This is a genomic window from Acuticoccus kalidii (genome assembly GCF_021556395.1).
Classification (GTDB): Bacteria; Pseudomonadota; Alphaproteobacteria; order Rhizobiales; family Amorphaceae; genus Acuticoccus; species Acuticoccus kalidii.
The window spans coordinates 543801-562533 of the sequence record NZ_JAKGCS010000024.1 but is presented as its reverse complement, the minus strand read 5'-3'; the positions used below and the strand labels follow the sequence as shown (position 1 = coordinate 562533).

The 18733-nt window shown below is 66.4% G+C and carries 20 protein-coding genes; 10 read left to right on the top strand and 10 right to left on the bottom strand.

Going from position 1 to position 18733, the window contains the following annotated elements:
* Nucleotides 1–19 precede the first annotated feature (19 nt).
* Nucleotides 20–955, top strand: coding sequence for an ornithine cyclodeaminase family protein (locus L1787_RS16095; RefSeq protein WP_235709848.1), 936 nt, complete (start codon nt 20–22; stop codon nt 953–955).
* Between the two features lie 397 nt (nt 956–1352).
* On the opposite strand, the gene L1787_RS16090 is transcribed toward L1787_RS16095, so the two are convergent.
* A complete protein-coding gene (locus L1787_RS16090; RefSeq protein ID WP_235709847.1) occupies nt 1353–1712 on the bottom strand; it encodes a hypothetical protein in 360 nt (119 codons plus the stop codon).
* A gap of 135 nt (nt 1713–1847) precedes the next feature.
* Nucleotides 1848–2750 (bottom strand): LysR family transcriptional regulator, encoded by a 903-nt coding sequence (locus tag L1787_RS16085; RefSeq protein ID WP_235709846.1) that lies wholly within the window; start codon nt 2748–2750, stop codon nt 1848–1850.
* A 168-nt stretch (nt 2751–2918) separates the two neighbouring features.
* Here L1787_RS16085 and L1787_RS16080 point away from each other — a divergent pair, with 168 nt between their 5' ends.
* Entirely contained in the window at nt 2919–3581 is a 663-nt protein-coding gene (locus L1787_RS16080) for a pyridoxamine 5'-phosphate oxidase family protein (protein ID WP_235709845.1), read from the top strand.
* Between the two features lie 74 nt (nt 3582–3655).
* Nucleotides 3656–4537, top strand: a complete 882-nt coding sequence (locus tag L1787_RS16075) for an alpha/beta fold hydrolase (RefSeq protein ID WP_235709844.1) — start codon at nt 3656–3658, stop codon at nt 4535–4537.
* A gap of 40 nt (nt 4538–4577) precedes the next feature.
* Here L1787_RS16075 and L1787_RS16070 read toward each other — a convergent pair whose 3' ends face one another.
* The 6 genes from L1787_RS16070 to L1787_RS16045 all read right to left on the bottom strand — a co-directional run bounded on the left by L1787_RS16070 (nt 4578) and on the right by L1787_RS16045 (nt 9858).
* Complete coding sequence (locus tag L1787_RS16070) at nt 4578–5141, bottom strand: manganese efflux pump MntP (protein WP_235709843.1); 564 nt, start codon at nt 5139–5141, stop codon at nt 4578–4580.
* Between the two features lie 373 nt (nt 5142–5514).
* Nucleotides 5515–6996 carry a tripartite tricarboxylate transporter permease gene (locus L1787_RS16065; protein ID WP_235709842.1) on the bottom strand — a complete coding sequence of 494 codons (1482 nt, stop codon included), beginning with the start codon at nt 6994–6996 and terminating at the stop codon, nt 5515–5517.
* Nucleotides 6993–7469: a tripartite tricarboxylate transporter TctB family protein gene (locus L1787_RS16060; protein ID WP_235709841.1), complete on the bottom strand. Its 477-nt coding sequence runs from the start codon at nt 7467–7469 to the stop codon at nt 6993–6995. Before L1787_RS16060 ends, L1787_RS16065 begins: the two co-directional genes overlap by 4 nt.
* 2 nt (nt 7470–7471) lie before the next feature.
* Nucleotides 7472–8443 (bottom strand): tripartite tricarboxylate transporter substrate binding protein, encoded by a 972-nt coding sequence (locus tag L1787_RS16055; RefSeq protein ID WP_235709840.1) that lies wholly within the window; start codon nt 8441–8443, stop codon nt 7472–7474.
* A 24-nt stretch (nt 8444–8467) separates the two neighbouring features.
* Nucleotides 8468–9205 (bottom strand): FadR/GntR family transcriptional regulator, encoded by a 738-nt coding sequence (locus L1787_RS16050; RefSeq protein WP_235709839.1) that lies wholly within the window; start codon nt 9203–9205, stop codon nt 8468–8470.
* A 2-nt stretch (nt 9206–9207) separates the two neighbouring features.
* On the bottom strand, nt 9208–9858 hold the full coding sequence (locus tag L1787_RS16045) for an RraA family protein (protein ID WP_235709838.1): 651 nt from the start codon (nt 9856–9858) through the stop codon (nt 9208–9210).
* Nucleotides 9859–10005: 147 nt separating this feature from the next.
* Between L1787_RS16045 and L1787_RS16040 the strand changes: the two genes are divergently transcribed.
* The gene (locus L1787_RS16040; RefSeq protein ID WP_235709837.1) at nt 10006–10938 is read left to right on the top strand and encodes a dihydrodipicolinate synthase family protein; all 933 of its coding nucleotides are present in this window, start codon (nt 10006–10008) and stop codon (nt 10936–10938) included.
* Between the two features lie 51 nt (nt 10939–10989).
* On the opposite strand, the gene L1787_RS16035 is transcribed toward L1787_RS16040, so the two are convergent.
* Nucleotides 10990–11847, bottom strand: a complete 858-nt coding sequence (locus L1787_RS16035; RefSeq protein ID WP_235709836.1) for a fumarylacetoacetate hydrolase family protein — start codon at nt 11845–11847, stop codon at nt 10990–10992.
* A gap of 71 nt (nt 11848–11918) precedes the next feature.
* Entirely contained in the window at nt 11919–12629 is a 711-nt protein-coding gene (locus tag L1787_RS16030) for a substrate-binding domain-containing protein (RefSeq protein WP_235709835.1), read from the bottom strand.
* Nucleotides 12630–12752: 123 nt separating this feature from the next.
* Here L1787_RS16030 and L1787_RS16025 point away from each other — a divergent pair, with 123 nt between their 5' ends.
* The 6 genes from L1787_RS16025 to L1787_RS16000 all read left to right on the top strand — a co-directional run bounded on the left by L1787_RS16025 (nt 12753) and on the right by L1787_RS16000 (nt 18729).
* Nucleotides 12753–13415, top strand: a complete 663-nt coding sequence (locus L1787_RS16025; protein ID WP_235709834.1) for a FadR/GntR family transcriptional regulator — start codon at nt 12753–12755, stop codon at nt 13413–13415.
* 76 nt (nt 13416–13491) lie between these two features.
* The gene (locus L1787_RS16020) at nt 13492–14298 is read left to right on the top strand and encodes an ABC transporter ATP-binding protein (protein WP_235709833.1); all 807 of its coding nucleotides are present in this window, start codon (nt 13492–13494) and stop codon (nt 14296–14298) included.
* Complete coding sequence (locus L1787_RS16015; RefSeq protein ID WP_235709832.1) at nt 14295–15158, top strand: ABC transporter permease; 864 nt, start codon at nt 14295–14297, stop codon at nt 15156–15158. Before L1787_RS16020 ends, L1787_RS16015 begins: the two co-directional genes overlap by 4 nt.
* The gene (locus L1787_RS16010; protein WP_235709831.1) at nt 15155–16057 is read left to right on the top strand and encodes an ABC transporter permease; all 903 of its coding nucleotides are present in this window, start codon (nt 15155–15157) and stop codon (nt 16055–16057) included. Before L1787_RS16015 ends, L1787_RS16010 begins: the two co-directional genes overlap by 4 nt.
* Nucleotides 16033–17085 carry an ABC transporter substrate-binding protein gene (locus tag L1787_RS16005; protein WP_235709830.1) on the top strand — a complete coding sequence of 351 codons (1053 nt, stop codon included), beginning with the start codon at nt 16033–16035 and terminating at the stop codon, nt 17083–17085. Before L1787_RS16010 ends, L1787_RS16005 begins: the two co-directional genes overlap by 25 nt.
* Nucleotides 17086–17580: 495 nt before the next feature.
* Entirely contained in the window at nt 17581–18729 is a 1149-nt protein-coding gene (locus L1787_RS16000; RefSeq protein ID WP_235709829.1) for an efflux RND transporter periplasmic adaptor subunit, read from the top strand.
* Nucleotides 18730–18733: the final 4 nt, after the last annotated feature.

Genomic DNA, 18733 nt, shown 5'->3' with positions numbered 1-18733 from the left:
GCGCGACACGAAAGCCAGCATGATGATCGTGGTCGATGAGACCGAAGCCCGCTCGCGGGTGAGCCTTTCCGACGCCGTCGAGGCGGTCGAGGCCGCCTTGCGCGATCTCGCCGCCGGGACGGCGCGCCTGTTTCCGGCCGTTCGCGAGCGCGTCGCCGAGGGGCGCGGCACGTTCGGCGTGAAGTCGGCCGAGCTGCCCTCGGCGGGGATCGTCGGCCTCAAAGCCGGCGGCTATTGGCCGGGCAATGCCCGCCATGCCGACAAGCCCGACAACCACCAGTCGACCACGCTCGTCTTCGAGCGCGAGACCGGCCGCGTGATCGGCGCGGTCGCGGCGAACTGGCTGACCGAGGCGCGCACGGCCGCCGTCGGCGCGATCGCGATCCGTGCGCTCGCCCGCGAGGATGCGACGACGCTCGCCATTATCGGGACGGGCAAGCAGGCGGCGAGCCAGGTGGAGGCGGCGCTTCTCGCGCGCCCGTTCACGAGGGTACTCCTCGCGGGTCGAAGCCCGGAGGGGGTGGAGGCGCTCCGCGACCGTCTCGCCGCGCGCGGCATCGAGGCGGCGCCCGCGACCGTCGAGGCGGCGGTGCGGGCGGCGGATGTGGTGATCACGATCACCCCGGCGGCGGAACCGCTCTTTCCGGCCGAATGGGTGCGGCCCGGAACCCACATCAACGCGATGGGCTCGGACACCCGCGGCAAGCGGGAGATGGACGGCGAACTCGTCACCGCGGCGCGCCTCGTCGTGGACGATATCGAACAGTCGGCGACGCTGGGTGAGATCGAGGCCGTCCCGCAGGCGCGCGCCGGCGCCGTCACACTCGGCGATGTGCTCGCCGGCACCGTGCCGGGACGCACGGATGCGGCGGAGCGCACCCTGTTCGACAGCACCGGCCTCGCGTTACAGGATCTGTGCGTCGCCGCCCGCGCCCTCGGCATCGCCGCCCGCTGACGCGCGGGCGATCCCGTTCACGTTGCGAGCCAAGTGGATCCGATAGGGTGGCCGGCTCTCGATCGTGAACGCATAGACGCGCGATGAACCAGACGGTTGGCTCTTGCTCAATCCGGCGTTGCGCGAAGATCGGCGACGGCCAGTTGGGTTTCCTTGGTCATGTCTTGCAATCGGCCATCTGAGAGGGCTGTCGGTTTAGCTTGGATCACAAGCACTGCTAGAAGTCGTGGGAACGAAACGGGTCCTCAGCCAAGCGTCGTAGCGTGAGTGAAGCCCGCTATTTCAAACCGATCCCTTGCCCGCTGCCAGCCTTGGTTCTTCGTCTGTCAAACATGGCGTGACTTGAGACCTAATCCGTCTCGACCAAAGCCCTAATCGCTAGCAACCAGCGCTCCGATCATATTTCACTCAGCCAGATAACGAACCTTACATCTTCGCCGCTTTCATTGGCCAAATTGATCTTGTATCTGGCTAGATCGAAGGATTTTTCGATATTGTTATGAGCCTCGATATTCATTTCTCCATCTAGTCCCAATATTGCATATGTCAGGTCTGGGATCTCTCTCCCATTCTTTAATATAAATGCTTCCGCAGAATGTATATAATATCCGTTCTTTCGGATATAATCGAGGGAGGTCGAGAGTTCGATCGGCGACGCCGGAGGGCTCCCTCTGGGAGTTAAGGCGCCATCGAATATTTCTTTCAAGGTGGGCATAGAGGGCTTTGTATGATGTCCATCATTTCCATGGGCAGCCATCGCTGATGGCGTCGTTCACGATAACCTCATCGATATCCCGTCCGAATTGTACAGTTGCGGGTTATCGCCCTTCAGCAGCGGTATCTCTTGTGCGTCCCGGGTCAGATTGGACAGAGGCACCCATCAGGTCTCCATTTATGACGACGGGGCCTCAAACGCGAGGACGCGGCCGAGCGCCTCTTTCGCATGGTCGACGAAGGCGCGGACCTTGGCGGACGCGACGCGCCCTTCGGCGCGCAGGAGATGCACCGGGAGCTCCGCCGGGTCCACCTCGTCGAGGACGCTGACGAGCGTGCCCGAGGCGAAGTCGTCCACGACCTGATAGGAAATGACGCGCGCGAGGCCCCAGCCATGGCGGGCCGCGGCGATCGCCGCGTCGATCGTGCTGACGCGAAGGCGCGGCGTGAAGGCGACGCTTCCGGCCTCCCCGAAAGACCATTCGTCGGCCGCGTTCATCGGCGTCGCGGCGATGAGCCGGTGGCCGGCGAGATCGGCGAGCGTCTCCGGCCGTCCATAGCGGCTGAGATAGTCCGGTGCGGCGCACACCACGCGCCGCACTGTGCCGACCCGCGTCGCGACGAGGCGTGAATCGGGCAGAGGCCCGATCCGCACGGCGACATCGAACCCCTCTTCGACGAGATTGGTGACGCGGTCGACGAAGATCGCCTCGATCGAGACCTGCGGATAGGCGTCGAGAAACCGGGTCAGCACCGGCACGACGTGGAGCTGCCCGAAGCGGGTCGGCGAGGTGATGCGCAGGCGGCCGGACGGCTGACCATGCCGGCCGACCGCCTCTTCCTCCGCTGCGGCGATGGCGGTGAGAAGATCGCGGCAGCGCGCGAGATAGAGCGCCCCCGCATCCGTGAGGCGAAGCGAGCGCGTGGTGCGCGTGAAGAGGCGAACGCCGAGGCGGGTTTCGAGCGCATTGATGGCGCGCGTCACGGCGGGCGCGCTCATTCCGATGAGGCGCGCCGCCTCGGCGAGGCTTCCGGCGTCGGCGACCGCGACGAACACCTCCATGCCGCGCAACCTGTCCATTCCCGATCCCCGATGCACTCGCCCGCGCTTTGCGCATTACCATCATAATGCGCAAGGGTGAATGCCGAAGAACGGGTATTATTATCGTGTCCCGACGGATCTACCTCTGACCCACCGCGCACGGTCACGCACCGCGCCAACCCATGCGGCAAGGAGGAGGGATCACATATGGCGATGCATCCTGCGAGCGATGTCGCGTTCACGCCCACCGTCAAAGCCTTGCAGGCGGCGAAGGGCTCGCGCGAACTTTACGAAGCGATCGAGAGGCGGGGCGGCTGGCGCAGCACCGTCGACGGGCGCCTTCGCGCTGCCCTCGCCGGGACGCGCAGCGCCTTCCTCGCCACCGCGAGCGCGGATGGTCAGCCTTATATCCAGCATCGCGGCGGGCCGGCCGGGTTCATCAAGGTGCTCGACGAGACGACGCTCGGTTTCGCCGACTTCACCGGCAACCAGCAATATATCTCGATGGGCAATGCCGCCGAGAACCGGAAGGCGCACCTCTTCCTCATCAACTATGCCCGGCGCCAGCGCATCAAGATCTGGGGCGAGCTCAGCGTGGTCGAGGATGATCCCGAGCTCATCGCCCGCGTGACGCCGCCGGAGGTCGAAGCGGGCGTCTATCGCGCCCGCGTGGAGCGCGCTTTCGTGCTGCGCATCACGGCGTGGGACATCAACTGCCCGCAACACATCCCGCAGCACTTCGAGGCGGAGGACGTCGCACAGGCCGTTACCGTGCGCGACGAACGGATCGCCGCGCTCGAAGGCGAGATCGCGGTCCTGCGCGAAAAGCTGTGGCTGAAAGAAGGCTGCGCCGGCGCCGGCGACGACTGAGTCGCCGCGCCCTCGAACAGCGGCGCCGGAAAGCGGCGCCGCCACGCCCTCAACACCTCTTCGGAGAGCCTATCATGAACGCCATCACCACCCGCTACGCGACGCAGAATGTCGGCGAGCTCGAGATCTTCTATCGCGAGGCCGGGCCCAAGGACGCGCCGGTTCTTCTGCTCCTGCACGGCTATCCGTCGTCGGGTCACATGTTCCGGGATCTGATCTGGCGGCTCGCCGATCGTTACCGGGTGGTCGCGCCGGATCTGCCCGGCTACGGTTCGACCAAGGCCCCGCCGCGCGGTCGCTACGCCTACACGTTCGACAATCTCGCCAAGGCGATGGAGGGCTTCACCGAAGCGCTCGGCCTCACCCGCTATGCGCTCTACGTGTTCGATTATGGCGCGCCGACGGCCTTCCGCCTCGCCACCATGCATCCCGAGCGCGTCACCGCGATCATCACCCAGAACGGCAACGCCTATGAGGAGGGGCTGCTGCCGGCCTGGGATCCGGTCCGGCGCTATTGGGAGAACCCGACGGCGGAGAACCGCGAGGCGCTGAAGGCGCTCCAAACCCGCGAGACGACGCTTTGGCAGTATCTGCACGGCGTGCCGGACGCGATCCGCGACCGCATCGGCCCCGACGGGATCGCCCACGACCAGGCGATCCTCGACCGGCCGGACGGTGCCGAGATCCAGCTCGACCTCATCGGCGACTATAAGACGAACGTCGCGCTCTATCCCGAATGGCAGGCCTATTTCCGCCAGTATCAGCCGCCGATCCTCGCGGTCTGGGGCGACGGCGACCCGTTCTTCGGGCCGGACGGGGCGCGGGCCTATGCGCGCGACGTGCCGGGGGCGGAGATCCACCTCTTCGAGACGGGGCATTTTGCGCTCGAAACCCACGCCGCCGAGATTGCGGACCTCATTCGCGGGTTCCTTGGCCGGGTGAACGGCGTCGGCTGAGCGGGGCGGAGGGGGCGGCCACACGGCCGCCTCTCTCCCATCATCCGATGAGGCCGAGATGCTCCACCAGGATCATCGCGCCGATCCCGCAAAGGGCGATGCCCGCAATCACCTCCGCGGCGCGGCCCAATCGATCGCCGATCAGGCGGCCGACGAGCATTCCGCCCGACGACATGAGAAAGGTCGTGAGGCCGATTGCGATGGCGATCACGGCGATGTTCACGTCGAGGAAGGCGAGCGACACGCCGACGGCCATCGCATCCAGGCTGGTGCCGATCGCCGTCGCCACGAGGATCAGGAGCGCGTTGCCGCCGCGGTCCACCGTCTCGCTCGGTCGTCCGGCGTTCCACAGCATGTGGAGGCCGACCCCGGCGAGGAGCAGGAAGGCGATCCAATGGTCGACCGCCTCCACATAGCGGCTGGCGGCGACGCCCGCAGCCCAGCCGAGCACCGGCGTTACCGCCTCGATGACACCGAACACGAGGCCGGTCCGCAGCGCTTCGCGGATGCGCGGGCGGCCGATCGAGGCCCCGCGCCCGACCGATACGGCGAACGCATCGACGGACATGCTGACCGCGAGCACTGCGATCCCGAATGGCGACATGGCGGGCGGTCCTGATTTGCCGTCGACGGTTCGTCCCGCCCACCGCGTGGCGAGCGTGGTCCAACACCTTTGGGGGCGGGATGAATTTCCAACCGTCTCGTGCGTTGCGATCGGGTGTCGTCACCGTTGCCGTGGCCAGCCCCGGAAGCAACGCCCGCGAGCGGTCATATAGGCGGCAAGCAACGGATCGTCAAATCTTTCAAAGACTTGAGATTCGTTCTGAGTTTCATTTGCAACTGGCTGTTTGACTTTCGAAGAATTCAGTTTTCTTCGACGTCTTCGCGCGATCCCGACGCGCGCTGGTGCCGGAGCCTCACCGAGCTGATGGCGCCATGGAAAGGCTGGCGCCGCGGGGGGGCGGCGCCAGCGTTCGTCACCGCGCGAGGCGGCGACCGAGGCGGATGAATGGCGGGATCAACCAGATCGCGAAGAAGACGAAGGCCAGCGTTCCGGCGACCGGGCGGTCGACGAAGGCGACGAGGTTGCCGCCGGCCTTGATCATCGAGTTGGTGAAGCTCTCCTCGACGACCTTGCCGAGGACGAGGCCGAGCACCATCGGCGCGATCGGAAAGCCGTTTTCTTCCATGAACCAGCCGACGAGGCCGAGCGCGAGGATGATCCACAGATCGAACACGGCGTTGTTCACCGCGAACGCGCCGACGATCGAGAACATCAAGATCACCGGGAGGAGGATGCGCTGATTGATCGACAGCACATTGCGCGCGAGGCGGATCGCCATCAGCCCGAACGGGATCAACAGAAGGTTCGCGAGGATGAAGACGACGAAGATCGCCGCGACGATGTCGCCACTCTGGGTGAACACCGTCGGGCCGGGGTTCATGCCTTTGATGAGGAGGACGCCGATCACGATCGCGGTGATCGAATCGCCCGGAATCCCGAACACCAGAGCCGGCACATAGGCCCCACCCAGTGAGGCGTTGTTGGAGGCGCTGGCGTCCACCACGCCCTCGATATGCCCCTTGCCGAACTTCTCCGGCGTGCGTGAGAAGCGCCGCGAGACGGCATAGGAGATCCACCCCGCGATATCGGCCCCGGCGCCGGGCAGGATGCCGAGAAAGGTGCCGATGGTGCAGCCGCGAAGCGCGCCCCAGCGATATTCGACGATCGCCGAGATCCCCGCCGGCAGGATCGCCCCGCGCACCTCTTCGGGTGGCGGCAGGTCTTCGTGGATGGTCCCCGCCTTGCGGAAGAGCTCGGCGATGGCGAAGAGGCCGATCAGAGCTGCGATCAGCGAGACGCCGCCCATCAGGTCGACCATGCCGAACGTGTAGCGCGGCATCCCGGTGACGACATCGAGCCCCACGGTCGCGAGGAAGAGGCCGATGAAGAGGGCGACGAGGCCCTTCAGCGGATCGGCGGTGCTGACGAGCGTCGCGGCGGAAAGGCCGATCAACGCGAGCCAGAAATATTCATAGCTCGAAAAGTTCAGCGCCACGCGGGCGAGCTGCGGGGCGAGGAAGATGAGGACCAGTGCGCCGAACAGGCCGCCGATCGCCGAGGCGATCAGGTTGACGCTGAGCACCTTGGAGAGCTTGCCTTGCCGGCCGAGCTGATAGGCCTCGCTGACATAGGCCGCCGAGGCGGGCGTACCGGGAATGCGCAGGAGCGCGCCCGGAATGTCGCCGGCGAAGATCGACATCGCCGAGCACGTCACGATCGCGCCGATCGCCGGGACGGGGTCCATGTAGAAGGTGAGGGGCACGAGGAGCGCCGCCGCCATCGTCGCCGTCAGCCCCGGCATGGAGCCCACGAAGAGGCCGAACAGCGCCGAGGCCACGATGATGGCGAGCGTCGTCGGCTCGAAAACGGCTTGAACCGCTGTGATGAAGTTCATCGGAGCCACCCCTCGACGATGCCGGACGGCAGGGGGACGCGCATGAGGACCACGAAAATGAGGTGGAGGAGGGCCGGGAGGATCAGCGCGACCGCGACGCTCCACAGAACGCTGACACGGAAGGCGAGGAGGAGGCCGAACATCACGAGCACCGAGGTCGCCAGGAAGCCGAGCGCTGGGCTCGCGAGCCCGTAGGCGACGATCGCGACCGGCACCGACAGGACGGCGACGATATTGCCCGGCCGCGCCATCCACGCGGGGACCGTCGCGAGGGGGCGGACATCACCGCGCCGGATGGCGGAGATCGCGAGGCCGAGCCCGCAGGCCGTGAGCACCAATCCGACCAGCCCCGGATAGAAGGAGGGGCTGATCGGAGAAGCGCCGACCGATACGAAGCTTTGCGCGCGCGCAAAGATCGCGAGTCCGAGGCCGGCGATGGCGAGCCCCGAACATAGGTCGCTGACCTTCAGCATGATTAGTCTCGGTGACGGAGGCCGAGGAGCCCCATGATCTCGCCGTTCTGCTCATGCTGCTGCGCGAGATATTCGCCGAATTCGTCGCCCGAGAGATACGTCACGCCGAAGCCGCGATCGGCCATGAAGGACTGGAATTCCTCCGAGTTCCACGCGGTCTCGACGGCCTGGACGAGCTTCTCGCGCGCCTCGTCGGGGATGCCCTTCGGGGCGACGATGCCGCGCCAGGTGCCGCCGGCGAGGTCGACGTCGATCGCTTCCTTGACCGTCGGCACGTCGGGGAAGGCGTTGAGGCGCTCTTCGGAGAGGACGGCGAGCGTCTTCACCTGACCGGCATCGATCATCGACTTCGCCTCGGGAAGCGAGGACGGGACGATCTCGACACCGCCGGCCGCGAGCTCCTGGAAGCCCGGCGCCGCACCCTGGCTCGGCACGACCGTCACCTTGTTGGGATCGATGCCCTCATGGTTGAGGAGGGTCGAAAAGGCGAGGTGGTAGCCTGCGCCCGGCGCCATGCCGGAGAGCTTGTAGGTGCCGGCCGGCTCGGCCGCGATCGCATCGAGCGCGGCGCGCAGGTCGGTCCATTCGCTGTCGGCGGACACGTTGAACGCGGAGGCGTCGAGATTGACGAGACCGATCGGCGTCACGTCCATCGCGGTGAACTGCGCCGTGCCGGACCAGTAATAGGTGGACAGCTCGGCGCTCGCGAGGCCGATCGTATAGCCGTCGGGCCGGCCATTGACCATTTCGGTATGCCCGACGACGCCGGCCCCGCCGGTGCGGTTCACGACATTGACCGGCACGCCGAGCTCGGCCTCGATCTGGTTGGCGAGGGCGCGGGCGACCGCATCGGTGCCGCCGCCGGCCGACCAGGAGACGAGCATCGTGATCGGGCGCTCGGGATATTCGGCAAAGGCCGGCCCGGCGAACGTCGCGACGGCGGCCGTCGCGAGCAGGAGAGTTTTGACGTTCATCACAGTGTTCCTCCGAACGTGTTTTTATGGATGGAGCGACAGGCGCTCCGAGACGTCGTCCTCGGTGTAGGAGAGGACGGAGAGCATCGCGGCGTGGGCCTCGTCGGCATTGCCCGCCGCCACGGCATGGGCGACCCGTTCGTGCGCCGGCAGGTTGCCGGGAAAGACGTCCGGGTTCTGAATGCTGATCTGGAAGAAGGCGCTGAGGATCGCACTCAGAGCCGGCGAAAAGGCGAGCAGGATGGCGTTGCCGGATGCCTCCAGAATGGCGTTGTGGAAGGCGATATCGGCGCGGACAGACGCCTCCGCGTCGCCGACGGAGGCCCGCATCTCGGCACACGCGCCGAGGATCGCGGCCTTGTCGGCGATGGTGGAGTTCAGCGCGGCGAGGCGGGCGGCCTCCGGCTCGATGATGCGGCGGGCGACCAGGATGTCGCGCACGAGATCAGGATCGACCTGACCCGGTCGCAGCACCCAGTGGAGCACGTCACGGTCGAGAAGGTTCCAGCGGCTGCGCGGCTGGATGACCGTGCCATGGCGCGGGCGGGCGGAGACCATGCCCTTGCTCGACAGCACCTTGATCGCCTCACGTAGCACGCTGCGGCCGACATGGAGCCTCTCGGCAAGATCCGCCTCCACCGGCAGCGGCTTGTCGGCTGGAAACGCGCCGTTCGCGATCTGCTCGCCGAGCACCGAGACGGCGAGGGCGATCTTGCCTTTGCCGAGATTGCTCGCGCCGATTGCGCCCGCGGCCGCCGCCATGGCTAGAACTTGCCGTACTTCAAATACGCCTGTTGCGGGTCTTCCCCCTTCATGATCGCCTCGCGAACGAGATTCTCGGTCGTGACGGCCGCTTCCGCGCGCTCGATGATGCGCTCGGCGTCGGCGGCGGGGATGACGATCGTCCCGTCTTGGTCGCCCAGAATATAATCTCCCGCGCGGATGACGACGTTGCCGATCGTGACCGGCTCGTCGAACGCTTCGGGGATCCAGTTGCCGACGATATCGACCGGCGTCGTGTAGCGGCAGAAGACGGGAAAGCCGATTTTCTTGATGAAGTCGACGTCGCGCGAGCCGCCATCGACCAGATAACCGAGCACGCCGCGGTGCTTCAGCGTCTCGGCTGAGAGTTCGCCCATCAGCGCCCGCACCGAATCCTGCGGCTGGCACACGACGACATGGCCGGGCGCGGCCTTCGACAGAAAGCCGGTCCATTCGAGCAGCGTGGTGTGCGCGTCGACCGTCTTGTCGGGGCGGCCGCGCAGGGTGAAGGCGGGGCCGGCGATCTTGGTCTCGGGGTCGAGGGGGCGAATGTCGTGCGGCAGGACGGCGGCGGCAAAGCCCATGTCGCGCATCACGTCATAGACGACGCCGGTGTAAAGGCTCGCGAGCCGCTCGGTCAGGTTGGCCATCATTTCCCTAACGTTCGTCCTCGTTTCTGATTGCGCCGGAGACTGTCACACGGCAAAATTCGGCGCAAGCATTCATCTGAGGATTCGTCTCTTCAAGGTGAGGAATGCACACACTAAGTCCGATGAATAGACGTCGGACCGGGAGGAATGATGGACGAGACAAGCGGCCGGCCGTTCGGCGTCTACCCCATGCTCTATGCGTTCTGGCGGCCGGATGGATCGCTCGACGAGGCGGCGATGGCGCGCCAGGTCGAACACGTCGTCGAGGCGGGGGCGGACGGGGTCGCGGTGTTGGGGCTCGTCACCGAATCGCACCGCATCGATGCGCGCGAACGGCTTGATATCGCAGCGCTGACGGCGCGGCTCCTTGCCGGGCGCGCGCCGCTGTCGGTCACGGTGACCGGCGAGACGGTGGCCGAGCAGCGCGCCTTTGCGGGCGATGCGCGCGCGGCCGGGGCCGATTGGCTGATCTTCCAGCCGCCTTTGCGGCGCCCGCTCGACGAGGCGGCGCTGATCGCCTTCTTCGCCGAGATCGCCGAGGGCTTCGATTGCCCGATCGGCATCCAGAACAATCCCGAGCATCTCGCGAACGCTTTCGATGCAGACGGGCTGTTGCGGCTCCATCGGGAGGTGCCGGCCATCACCATCGCGAAGGCGGAGGGGCCGGTGGTGAACGCCGAGCCGCTGATCGCCGCGACGGCGGGAACGTTGGCGAGCTTCGGCGGCCATGGCGGCATCGAGCACACGCGGCTTTTGCGGGCGGGGGCGGACGGTCTCATCCCGGCGCCCGACTGCCTGCCCCTTCAGGTGAAAATCCAGCGTCTGTGGGAACGGGGAACGCCTGAGGCGCGGGCGGAGGCGGAGGCGATCGAGGCGGCGCTCTTGCCGCTGATCGTCTTCATGAACCGATCGATCGACGTGCTCTTGACCTATGGGCGCCAGTTCATGGCGCGACGGCTCGGTTTGGCCGAGACGTTCGAGCGCTTCGGCCCGCCTGCGACCGCCTTCGGGCGCGCCGAGACCGACCGCCTCTATCAAGCGCTGATCGAGACCGAAGCGCGCTTCCTGCCGGGCGCAGCTTAACGGTGCGCACGGAGACCGCGCCGCTCACCGGCGGCGCGGTCTCCGTCGCGGTTAGACGACGGGGTTCGACAGTGTGCCGAGCCCGGTGATCGACACATCCATCCGATCGCCCGAAGACAGGAAGACCGGCGGATCGAACCCGATGCCGACGCCGGCCGGGGTGCCGGTGGCGATGATGTCGCCCGGCAAAAGGGTGGCGGTGGCGGTGATCGTCGCGATGAGGGTCGGGATGTCGAAGATGAGATCCTTCACCACCGCCCGTTGGCGCACCTCGCCGTTGACGCTCGTCACGAGCTCCAGAGCATCGAGATCGTGAACCTCGTCCTTGGTCGCGACGAAGGGGCCCATCGGGCAGAACGTGTCGAGCCCTTTGCCGATGACCCACTGATTGTGGCGCTTCTGGAGTTCGCGGGAGGTTACGTCGTTGATGATGGTGTAGCCGAAGACATAGTCGAACGCGTCCGCTTTCGCGACGCGCCGCGCGGTCTTGCCGATGACGACGCCGAGTTCGCCCTCATAGTCGACGCTCTTGGTCGGATCGAGGGAGGCGTTCACGTCGGCCTCGGGGCCGACGATCGAGGTCATCGCCTTCGAGAAGATCACAGGATAGGAGGGGGTCGCCTCCTTGCCGGTGGAATCGAAGCCCGAATTGTGGAACTCGGCGGCGTGGGCGACATAGTTCTTGCCGACGCAGATGATGTCGCGCAGCGGCCGCGGGACCGGCGCGAGAAGGCGCACCGCGTCGACGGACACCGTGGCGATGGGCGGCCACGGCCCGGTCTCGCCGGACCGGATGCGCTGTAGAACGGCGGTGTCCGCGTCGGGCCCGTCATCGCAGATGGCGATCGTGTCGCCCTCCAGGGTGCCGGCCTTGACGGCGCCGTCGTGCTCGAACGTGACGAGCTTCATGTCCTCCACTCCCGCTCATGATCGTTGATGGATGAAGGCCGGGCGGGCGCCCGGCTTTGCGGTGGTCTCGCTCAGGCGAAACCGGCGGCGCGGCGCGCGTCGGCCTCGGCCGGATCGGTGAGGATCGTGACGAGGCGGCGGGCGGCGTCGGCATTGGCGGCGGCGCTGTGGACGGCGGCCGTGTAGACGGTGGCGAGCCCGTGCGCGCCGGGAAGGTCGCCGGCATAGTCGACGCCTTCGGTGTTGAGGATCTCGGTGATCTGCGTGCAGCCGACCGCGCCGGGGATCGCGTCCGCCGCCATGGCGCGCATCGCGGTCTGCCCGTTGGGAAATTCCTTGAGGTGCGGCCCGAACCGGGACGCGAGGCCCAGGGCGGCGAGCACGCCGGCCACGTGGCGACCCGCGGTCGACCGGGTGGTGTCGGGAACGTAGAGCGCCGTGGCATCCGACAAAAGGGAGCGGAGCGCCTCTGGTGTCGAGACGTCGGGAATTGGTTCACCACTTTGCACACCAATTCCCGTGGTGACGGTGCCGATATCGCGGATCGATGCGCGTTCGGCGTGACCATCGTCGGCCAACGCGTCCACCAGGGCGTGCGTCAGGATGATGATATCCACCGCCTCGCCGGCGACGATCCGGTCGCGCACCGCGCCGACCGCGCCGAAATCACCGCGGATGGCGAGGCCGGTCTCACGGGTGAAGCGGGGTTCGAGGCGGGAGACGAGCCCGTTGGCGGCGCCGCCGCTTAGGATCGTCAATGCGGGTTCGGGCGATTCGCTCATGGGCACGACCTTTCGTCTCGAAGCCGATAGTTGGAACACCAAAACAGACCAATATGTCAACCACAACAAACCTCTGTTGACAATTAGGCCGAGTTTGGCGCACCAAGTGGTTAGGAGAACGCCATGGCGATGCAGGCCACCGATCAAACGATCCGGGACTATATTTTGAGCGCGATCGACGCGGGCACATACCCGGCCGGCAGCCGGCTGCCGACAGAGCGGGCGCTCAGCAGCACGCTTTCGGTCGGCCGCGGCGCCGTGCGCAACGCCCTTCGCGTGCTCGAAGGGGAGGGACGGATCATCCGCGTCGCCGGCAGCGGCACCTACGTCGCCGCCACCGAGACCGCGAGCCCGAGCCTCGGCGAGGTCACGAGCCCGATCCAGGTGATGGACGCGCGCCTTGCGTTCGAGCCGACCCTTGCCCGCCTCATCGCGGCGAACGGCACCGCCGCGGACTTCGAGAAGATGAAGCGCTGCATCGCCTCCGGCGGCGCGGCCGAGACCATCGAGCAGTTCGAGCATTGGGACGCCGCCTTCCACGAGACGGTGGCGATGGCGACGAAAAATCCCGTGATGATCGCCGCCTATCGGCTCGTGACCGAGGCGCGCAACACCGCCGAGTGGGGTGCGCTCAAGCGGCGGACGCTCACCGAGACGGCCCGGGCGAGCTACCATGCCGATCACGAAAAGATCCTCGACGCGCTGCGCCAGCGCGACGCCGAAGCCGCCGAGGAGGCGATCCGCAATCACCTCGTCGCGATCCGCAACGCCATGCTGGGCCCGTGACCTGAGCCACGGCCCGACAACGAGACGATCCTGCGCTGCAAGAACGCGGACGTCGGAGGGAGAGGGGGGAGACCCGATGGCCATCGCCGAAAGGCACCAGTCCGCTACGCCCGAAACAGCGCGGGGTGACGTCCCGGTCATCAGCGCTCACGATGTCTCGAAGACGTTCGGCGACGGCCGCGTCGTGGCGCTGAACGGCGCGACGTTCGACGTCCGGCCCGGCGAGTTCATTGCGCTGGTGGGGCCGTCTGGCTGCGGAAAGTCCACGCTTTTGCGTATCGTCGCGGGTCTGCTCGAACGCAGCGGCGGCGATCTGCGCGTCCATGGCGAGCCGGTGAAGGGGCCGCACACCGACGTCGCGATGATGTTCCAGAAGCCCACATTGCTCGCCTGGCGCACCGCCATCGAGAACGTGCTTCTGCCGGCCGAGATCGCCGGCAAGGTGACCGAGGCCGACCGGCAGAAGGCGGAAGGCTTGCTGGAGCTGACCGGGCTTACCGATTTCGCCTTCTCCTTTCCGCGTCAGCTTTCGGGCGGCATGCAGCAGCGCGTTGCCCTCGCGCGGCTCCTTCAGACCGGCGCAGACGTCCTCCTCCTCGACGAGCCTTTCGGCGCGCTCGACGAGTTCACGCGCGAGCGGCTCAATGTCGAGTTGTCGCGCATCACGAGCGAGGTCGGGGCCACGACGATGTTCGTGACCCACAATATCGGCGAGGCGATCTTCCTCGCCGACCGCGTGTTCGTGATGACCCCGCGTCCGGGCGAGATCGCCGCGATCGTCGATGTGCCGCTGCCGAGGCCGCGCGATCCGGCGATCCAGGTGACGCCGGAGTTCAACGCCCTCGTCGCCGAGGTGCGTGGCACGCTGGGCGGGCGGCTATGAGCGCGGCCGGCGACAGTCCGCCCCGCGCGGGGGGCGAGCGATCCGGCCTCGTCGTCGTCAACCATCTCCTCATCCTCGCGACGCTTCTCGCAGCGTGGGAGATCGGCTCACGCGCCGGGGTCCTCGATCCGCTCTTCTTCCCGCGACCGTCCAGCATCCTCGCGGGCTTTTGGCGGCTTTATGTGACACAGGGCAACATCTGGCCCCACCTCGGCCTCACCGTCGGCGAGGTGATCTCCGGCTTCCTCGCCGGCTCCCTCATGGGCATCGGCCTTGCCCTCGTGGTCGGCATGTCGGACCGGGTGCGGCGCTATCTGAAGCCCTATGTCATCGTCATCGAGGCGACACCGCGCATCGCGATCGGGCCGGTGATCATCGCCGCGTTCGGCTTCGGCTGGAGCTCCAAAGTCCTCATCGTGATGCTCGTCTGTTTCTTCGCCCCGTTCGTCAACACGCTGAACGGGATGCTGAATGTCGACGAGGACGACATCAGCATGATGCGCTCCATGCGCGCCTCGAAGCTCCAGACGTTCCGCCTCGTCATGCTGCCGAACGCGATGCCGGACATTCTCGGCGGTCTGCGCCTTGCCATGGCCTCCGCGCTCGGCGGCGCGCTGGTGGCCGAGTTCATCGCCTCGAATGCCGGGATGGGGGTTCTGATCTCCCAATATACCGGCGTCCTCAACATGGCCTCGGCGTTCGTGTGCGTCCTCACCCTCACCGTGCTCGGCTTCGCGATCTTCCGCCTGATGGAGGCGCTCGACCGGTTCATCGTGTTTTGGACCGACGCGGAGCGGATGGAGACGGTCTCCCGCCGCCGCGCGCGGCGATGGGCCGAGCGATCCGGAGGCCGGCCATGAGGATCGACACGGCCGTCACCTTTGCGGAAAAGGTCGGCAAGCACCTCTTCGTCTTCGCTGCCGTGATCCTTCTTTGGGAAGGGGCGGGGCGCGCCGGGCTGATCGACACGATCCTGCTGCCGCAGCCGCTCGAGATCGCACAGGGGCTGTGGAAGCTCTATGTGGTCGACCGCACGATCTACTGGCACTTCGCCGTCACCTTTTACGAGGCGTTCGGCGGTTTTCTGATCGGTGGCGGCATCGGGCTCGCGCTCGCCGTCGGCTCGGCGCTCAACGCCAATATTCGCCGCTATGTCTCGCCCTATGCGATCGTCCTCAACGTGACGCCCGGCCTCGCGCTGACGCCGATCGTGATCGCCTGGTTCGGCTTCGGCTACGCCTCCAAGATCGCCCTCGGCGCCATCGTCTGCTTTTTCCCCGTCTTCGTGAACACGCTGATCGCGCTCACCCGCGTCGACGAGGAGACGATCGAGATGTTCCGCTCCCTCGGGGCGAGCCGCTGGCAGACCTTCTTGAAACTGCAGGTGCCGGAAGCGCTCCCGCTCGTCTTCGCGGGCTTCAAGATCGCCATCACGACGGCCCTTGTCGGCGCGGTCGTGGCCGAGTTCTCGCAAGGCACGGCCGGCATCGGCGTTCTCATGCAGCGCTACGCGTTCGCGCTGCAGATGGACAATGCGATCGCAGCGCTCCTGTCGATGTCGCTGCTCGGGCTTTTGCTCTTCTACCTCATCGAGATCCTCGACGACCGGATCGTCTTCTGGCGTCGGGATGCGCGCATGGCGGCCGTAAGTCGAAGGCGGCAGGCCAGATGGACGGCGCGCGCCACCCCCCAGACGCTTCGGCCAACCACACAGAAGCACCAGGAGGAAACAGCATGCGCAACACGACGCGCGTCCTAATTCTGGGCACCGCCACCGCCTTGGCGCTGCCAGTCGCAACGGTCGGCCCGGCTTTTTCGCAAGAGCTGCAGACCGTCAACGCGATCATGCCGAAGCAGCGCTCGGCGAACTACTTTCCGCTGATCGTCGGCGAGGCGCTCGGCTACTTCGAGGATGAGGGGATTGCGGTCAATCTCCTGCCGTCCGACTCGCCGATCCCCTACGTGAATTTCCTGCGCAACGGGCAGGCCGACATCGCGATGATGGATTCGGCGGAAGTCCTCCAGGCGGTCGCGGCGGGCGTGCCGATCAACGTCGTCTACGAGGTGATGCAGACCGCGCCCGACGGCATCGCCGTGTCGGCCGAAAGCGACGTCTCCGATGTCGCCGATCTCGAGGGCAAGACGGTCGGTCTCGTCTCCGACCGGGACAGGGTGACGATGCAGATCGCGCTCGACGCCCGCGATCTCACCGAGGACGACGTCACGATGGTGGTCGTCGGCGAAGCGGGGCCGACGCTCGCATCGGCCTTCCGCGATCAGACCGTCGCGGCGATCGCCGGTTCCGGTCCCGACTGGTTGGCGATCCGCGCGAACGGCATCGACATCGACCTCATCACGCCGTCCGAGGTGTCGGCCAAGCCCGGCAACGTCTTCGTCGCGCTCGACAAGGCGGTAGAGGGGAAGGCCGATCTTTTGGAGGGGTATTTGCGGGCCTGGTCGAAGGCGATGCACGTTGCGACCATCGCGCCGGACGTCGTTGCCGAGATGGCGCGCGCGGCGGTGCCGGAGGAGTGGGAAGATCCCGAGTTCGGCCAGCAATATCTGGAGAACGCGATCCGCCTCAACGTCTCCGTGACCGATCAGGCGGGCGACCTCCAGACCGCGACATGGACCGACATCCAGCCCGGCATGATGAAGTTCGGCCTCATCGAGGAAAGCGCCGATCCGTCCGCCTTCCTCGAACCGAAATTCATCGCTCCGGCGAACGACTGGTCGCCTGATGAGGTCGCCGCCGACGTCGAGGCCTGGCGCAGCGAGAATATGTGACCTGACGCGGGCGCCGATCCCGCCGGCGGCCGCAAAGGGCCTCGCGCGATGATGCGGGGAGGATCGGGCCGTTCCTTTTGCGGCCATCTACTTGCGTCATCCGTTAATTGACAGCAGCGCCGCATCACATCTTCGTGGTGCGGCGCAACGCATGTTGCATTTCGGGCAATGCAAACCAAAATTGCATCCGGGCCTGCAAAGGGCCCGCCTCTGATTGTGCCCGTTGTGGATTCGAATTGAGCGGCGACGCCGCCTTGTGCCCGACACGATCCGGCGGAAGCGCGTCACTCCGATTTTGTCCATAGCGACAATGCCTTGGTGCTCGACCGGCACATCGGTGCGCTTCGCGAGACGACCCTTTCAAGATCCGAGTTCACCGTGTTCCGGCGACGATGCGGGCCGTTCTATGTAAAATATGTGCAGTGACACCCATTGTGTCGCATTACAGCGTGTCCATATTCGGCGTCGCTTTGGCCTGCCCAACAGGAGGCGCCTTTGTCACGCCTGCAATTTCTTCTTCTCGGCGCCGTTGCCTTCGGCCTCGCGGCTTGCGAACCCGAAGCGCAGACAGCCGAGGCTCCGCCACCGCCGGAGGTGACGGTCGCCAAGCCCGTGGCTCGAAAGATTGTCGAGGACGACGAGTTCGTCGGCCGCTTCGCCGCGGTCGACGAGGTCGAGGTCCGGGCCCGCGTGTCTGGCTATCTCGCCGAAATCCACTTCACCGACGGACAGATCGTGAAGGAGGGCGACCTCCTCTTCACGATCGATCAACGTCCCTATGCCGCGGAAAAAGAACGGGCCGAGGCGCAAGAGCGCGTTTCGAGTGCCGAACTCGAATACGCCAAGCAGCAGTTCGACCGCGGCGCCGATCTTCTCAAGCGCGGCACGATCCCGCAATCGCAGCACGATGAGCGGATCCAGGCCTATCTCGCGGCCCAGGCCCACGCCGAGGCTTCGAAGGCGGCGACCCGCACGGCGAGCCTCGATTACGACTATACCGAGATCCGCGCCCCGATCGCCGGCCGCATCGATCGCCGGTTCGTTTCGGTCGGCAATCTCGTCCAACCCGATCAGACGGTGCTGACGCGCATCGTCTCGCTCGATCCGATCGACATTTATTTCGATATCGACGAGCGCTCGCTCCTCAACTACGCCCGCGATGCGCGGGTGCGGGGGACCGACCTTCAGCAAGGCGGCGGGCTCGACGTGAAGGTGCGCCTCGCCGACGAGCGGGACGGCGCGTTTACCGGAAAGTTGGATTTCGCGGAGAACCGGGTCGACAACGCCTCCGGCACGATCCGCCTGCGCGCGCGCCTCGACAATTCCGACTTCATCATGCAGCCGGGCATGTTCGGACGCGTCAACGTGCCGGGCTCGCTGCCGCACGACGGCATCATGCTGCCCGACAAGGCGGTCGCCTCCAACCAGAACCAACGCATCGTCTATGTCGTCGACGAGGAGAACACCGTTTCAGCCAAGCCCGTGCGGCCCGGCCCGCGGATCGACGGCTATCGGGTGATCCGGTCGGGCCTCGACGGGACGGAGACGGTCGTCATCGAGGGGCTGATGCGGGTGCGCCCCGGCGTGAAGGTGACGCCGAAGCTCACCGAACTGCCGCCGACGAACGAGCCGACGGAGGGCTAGACCA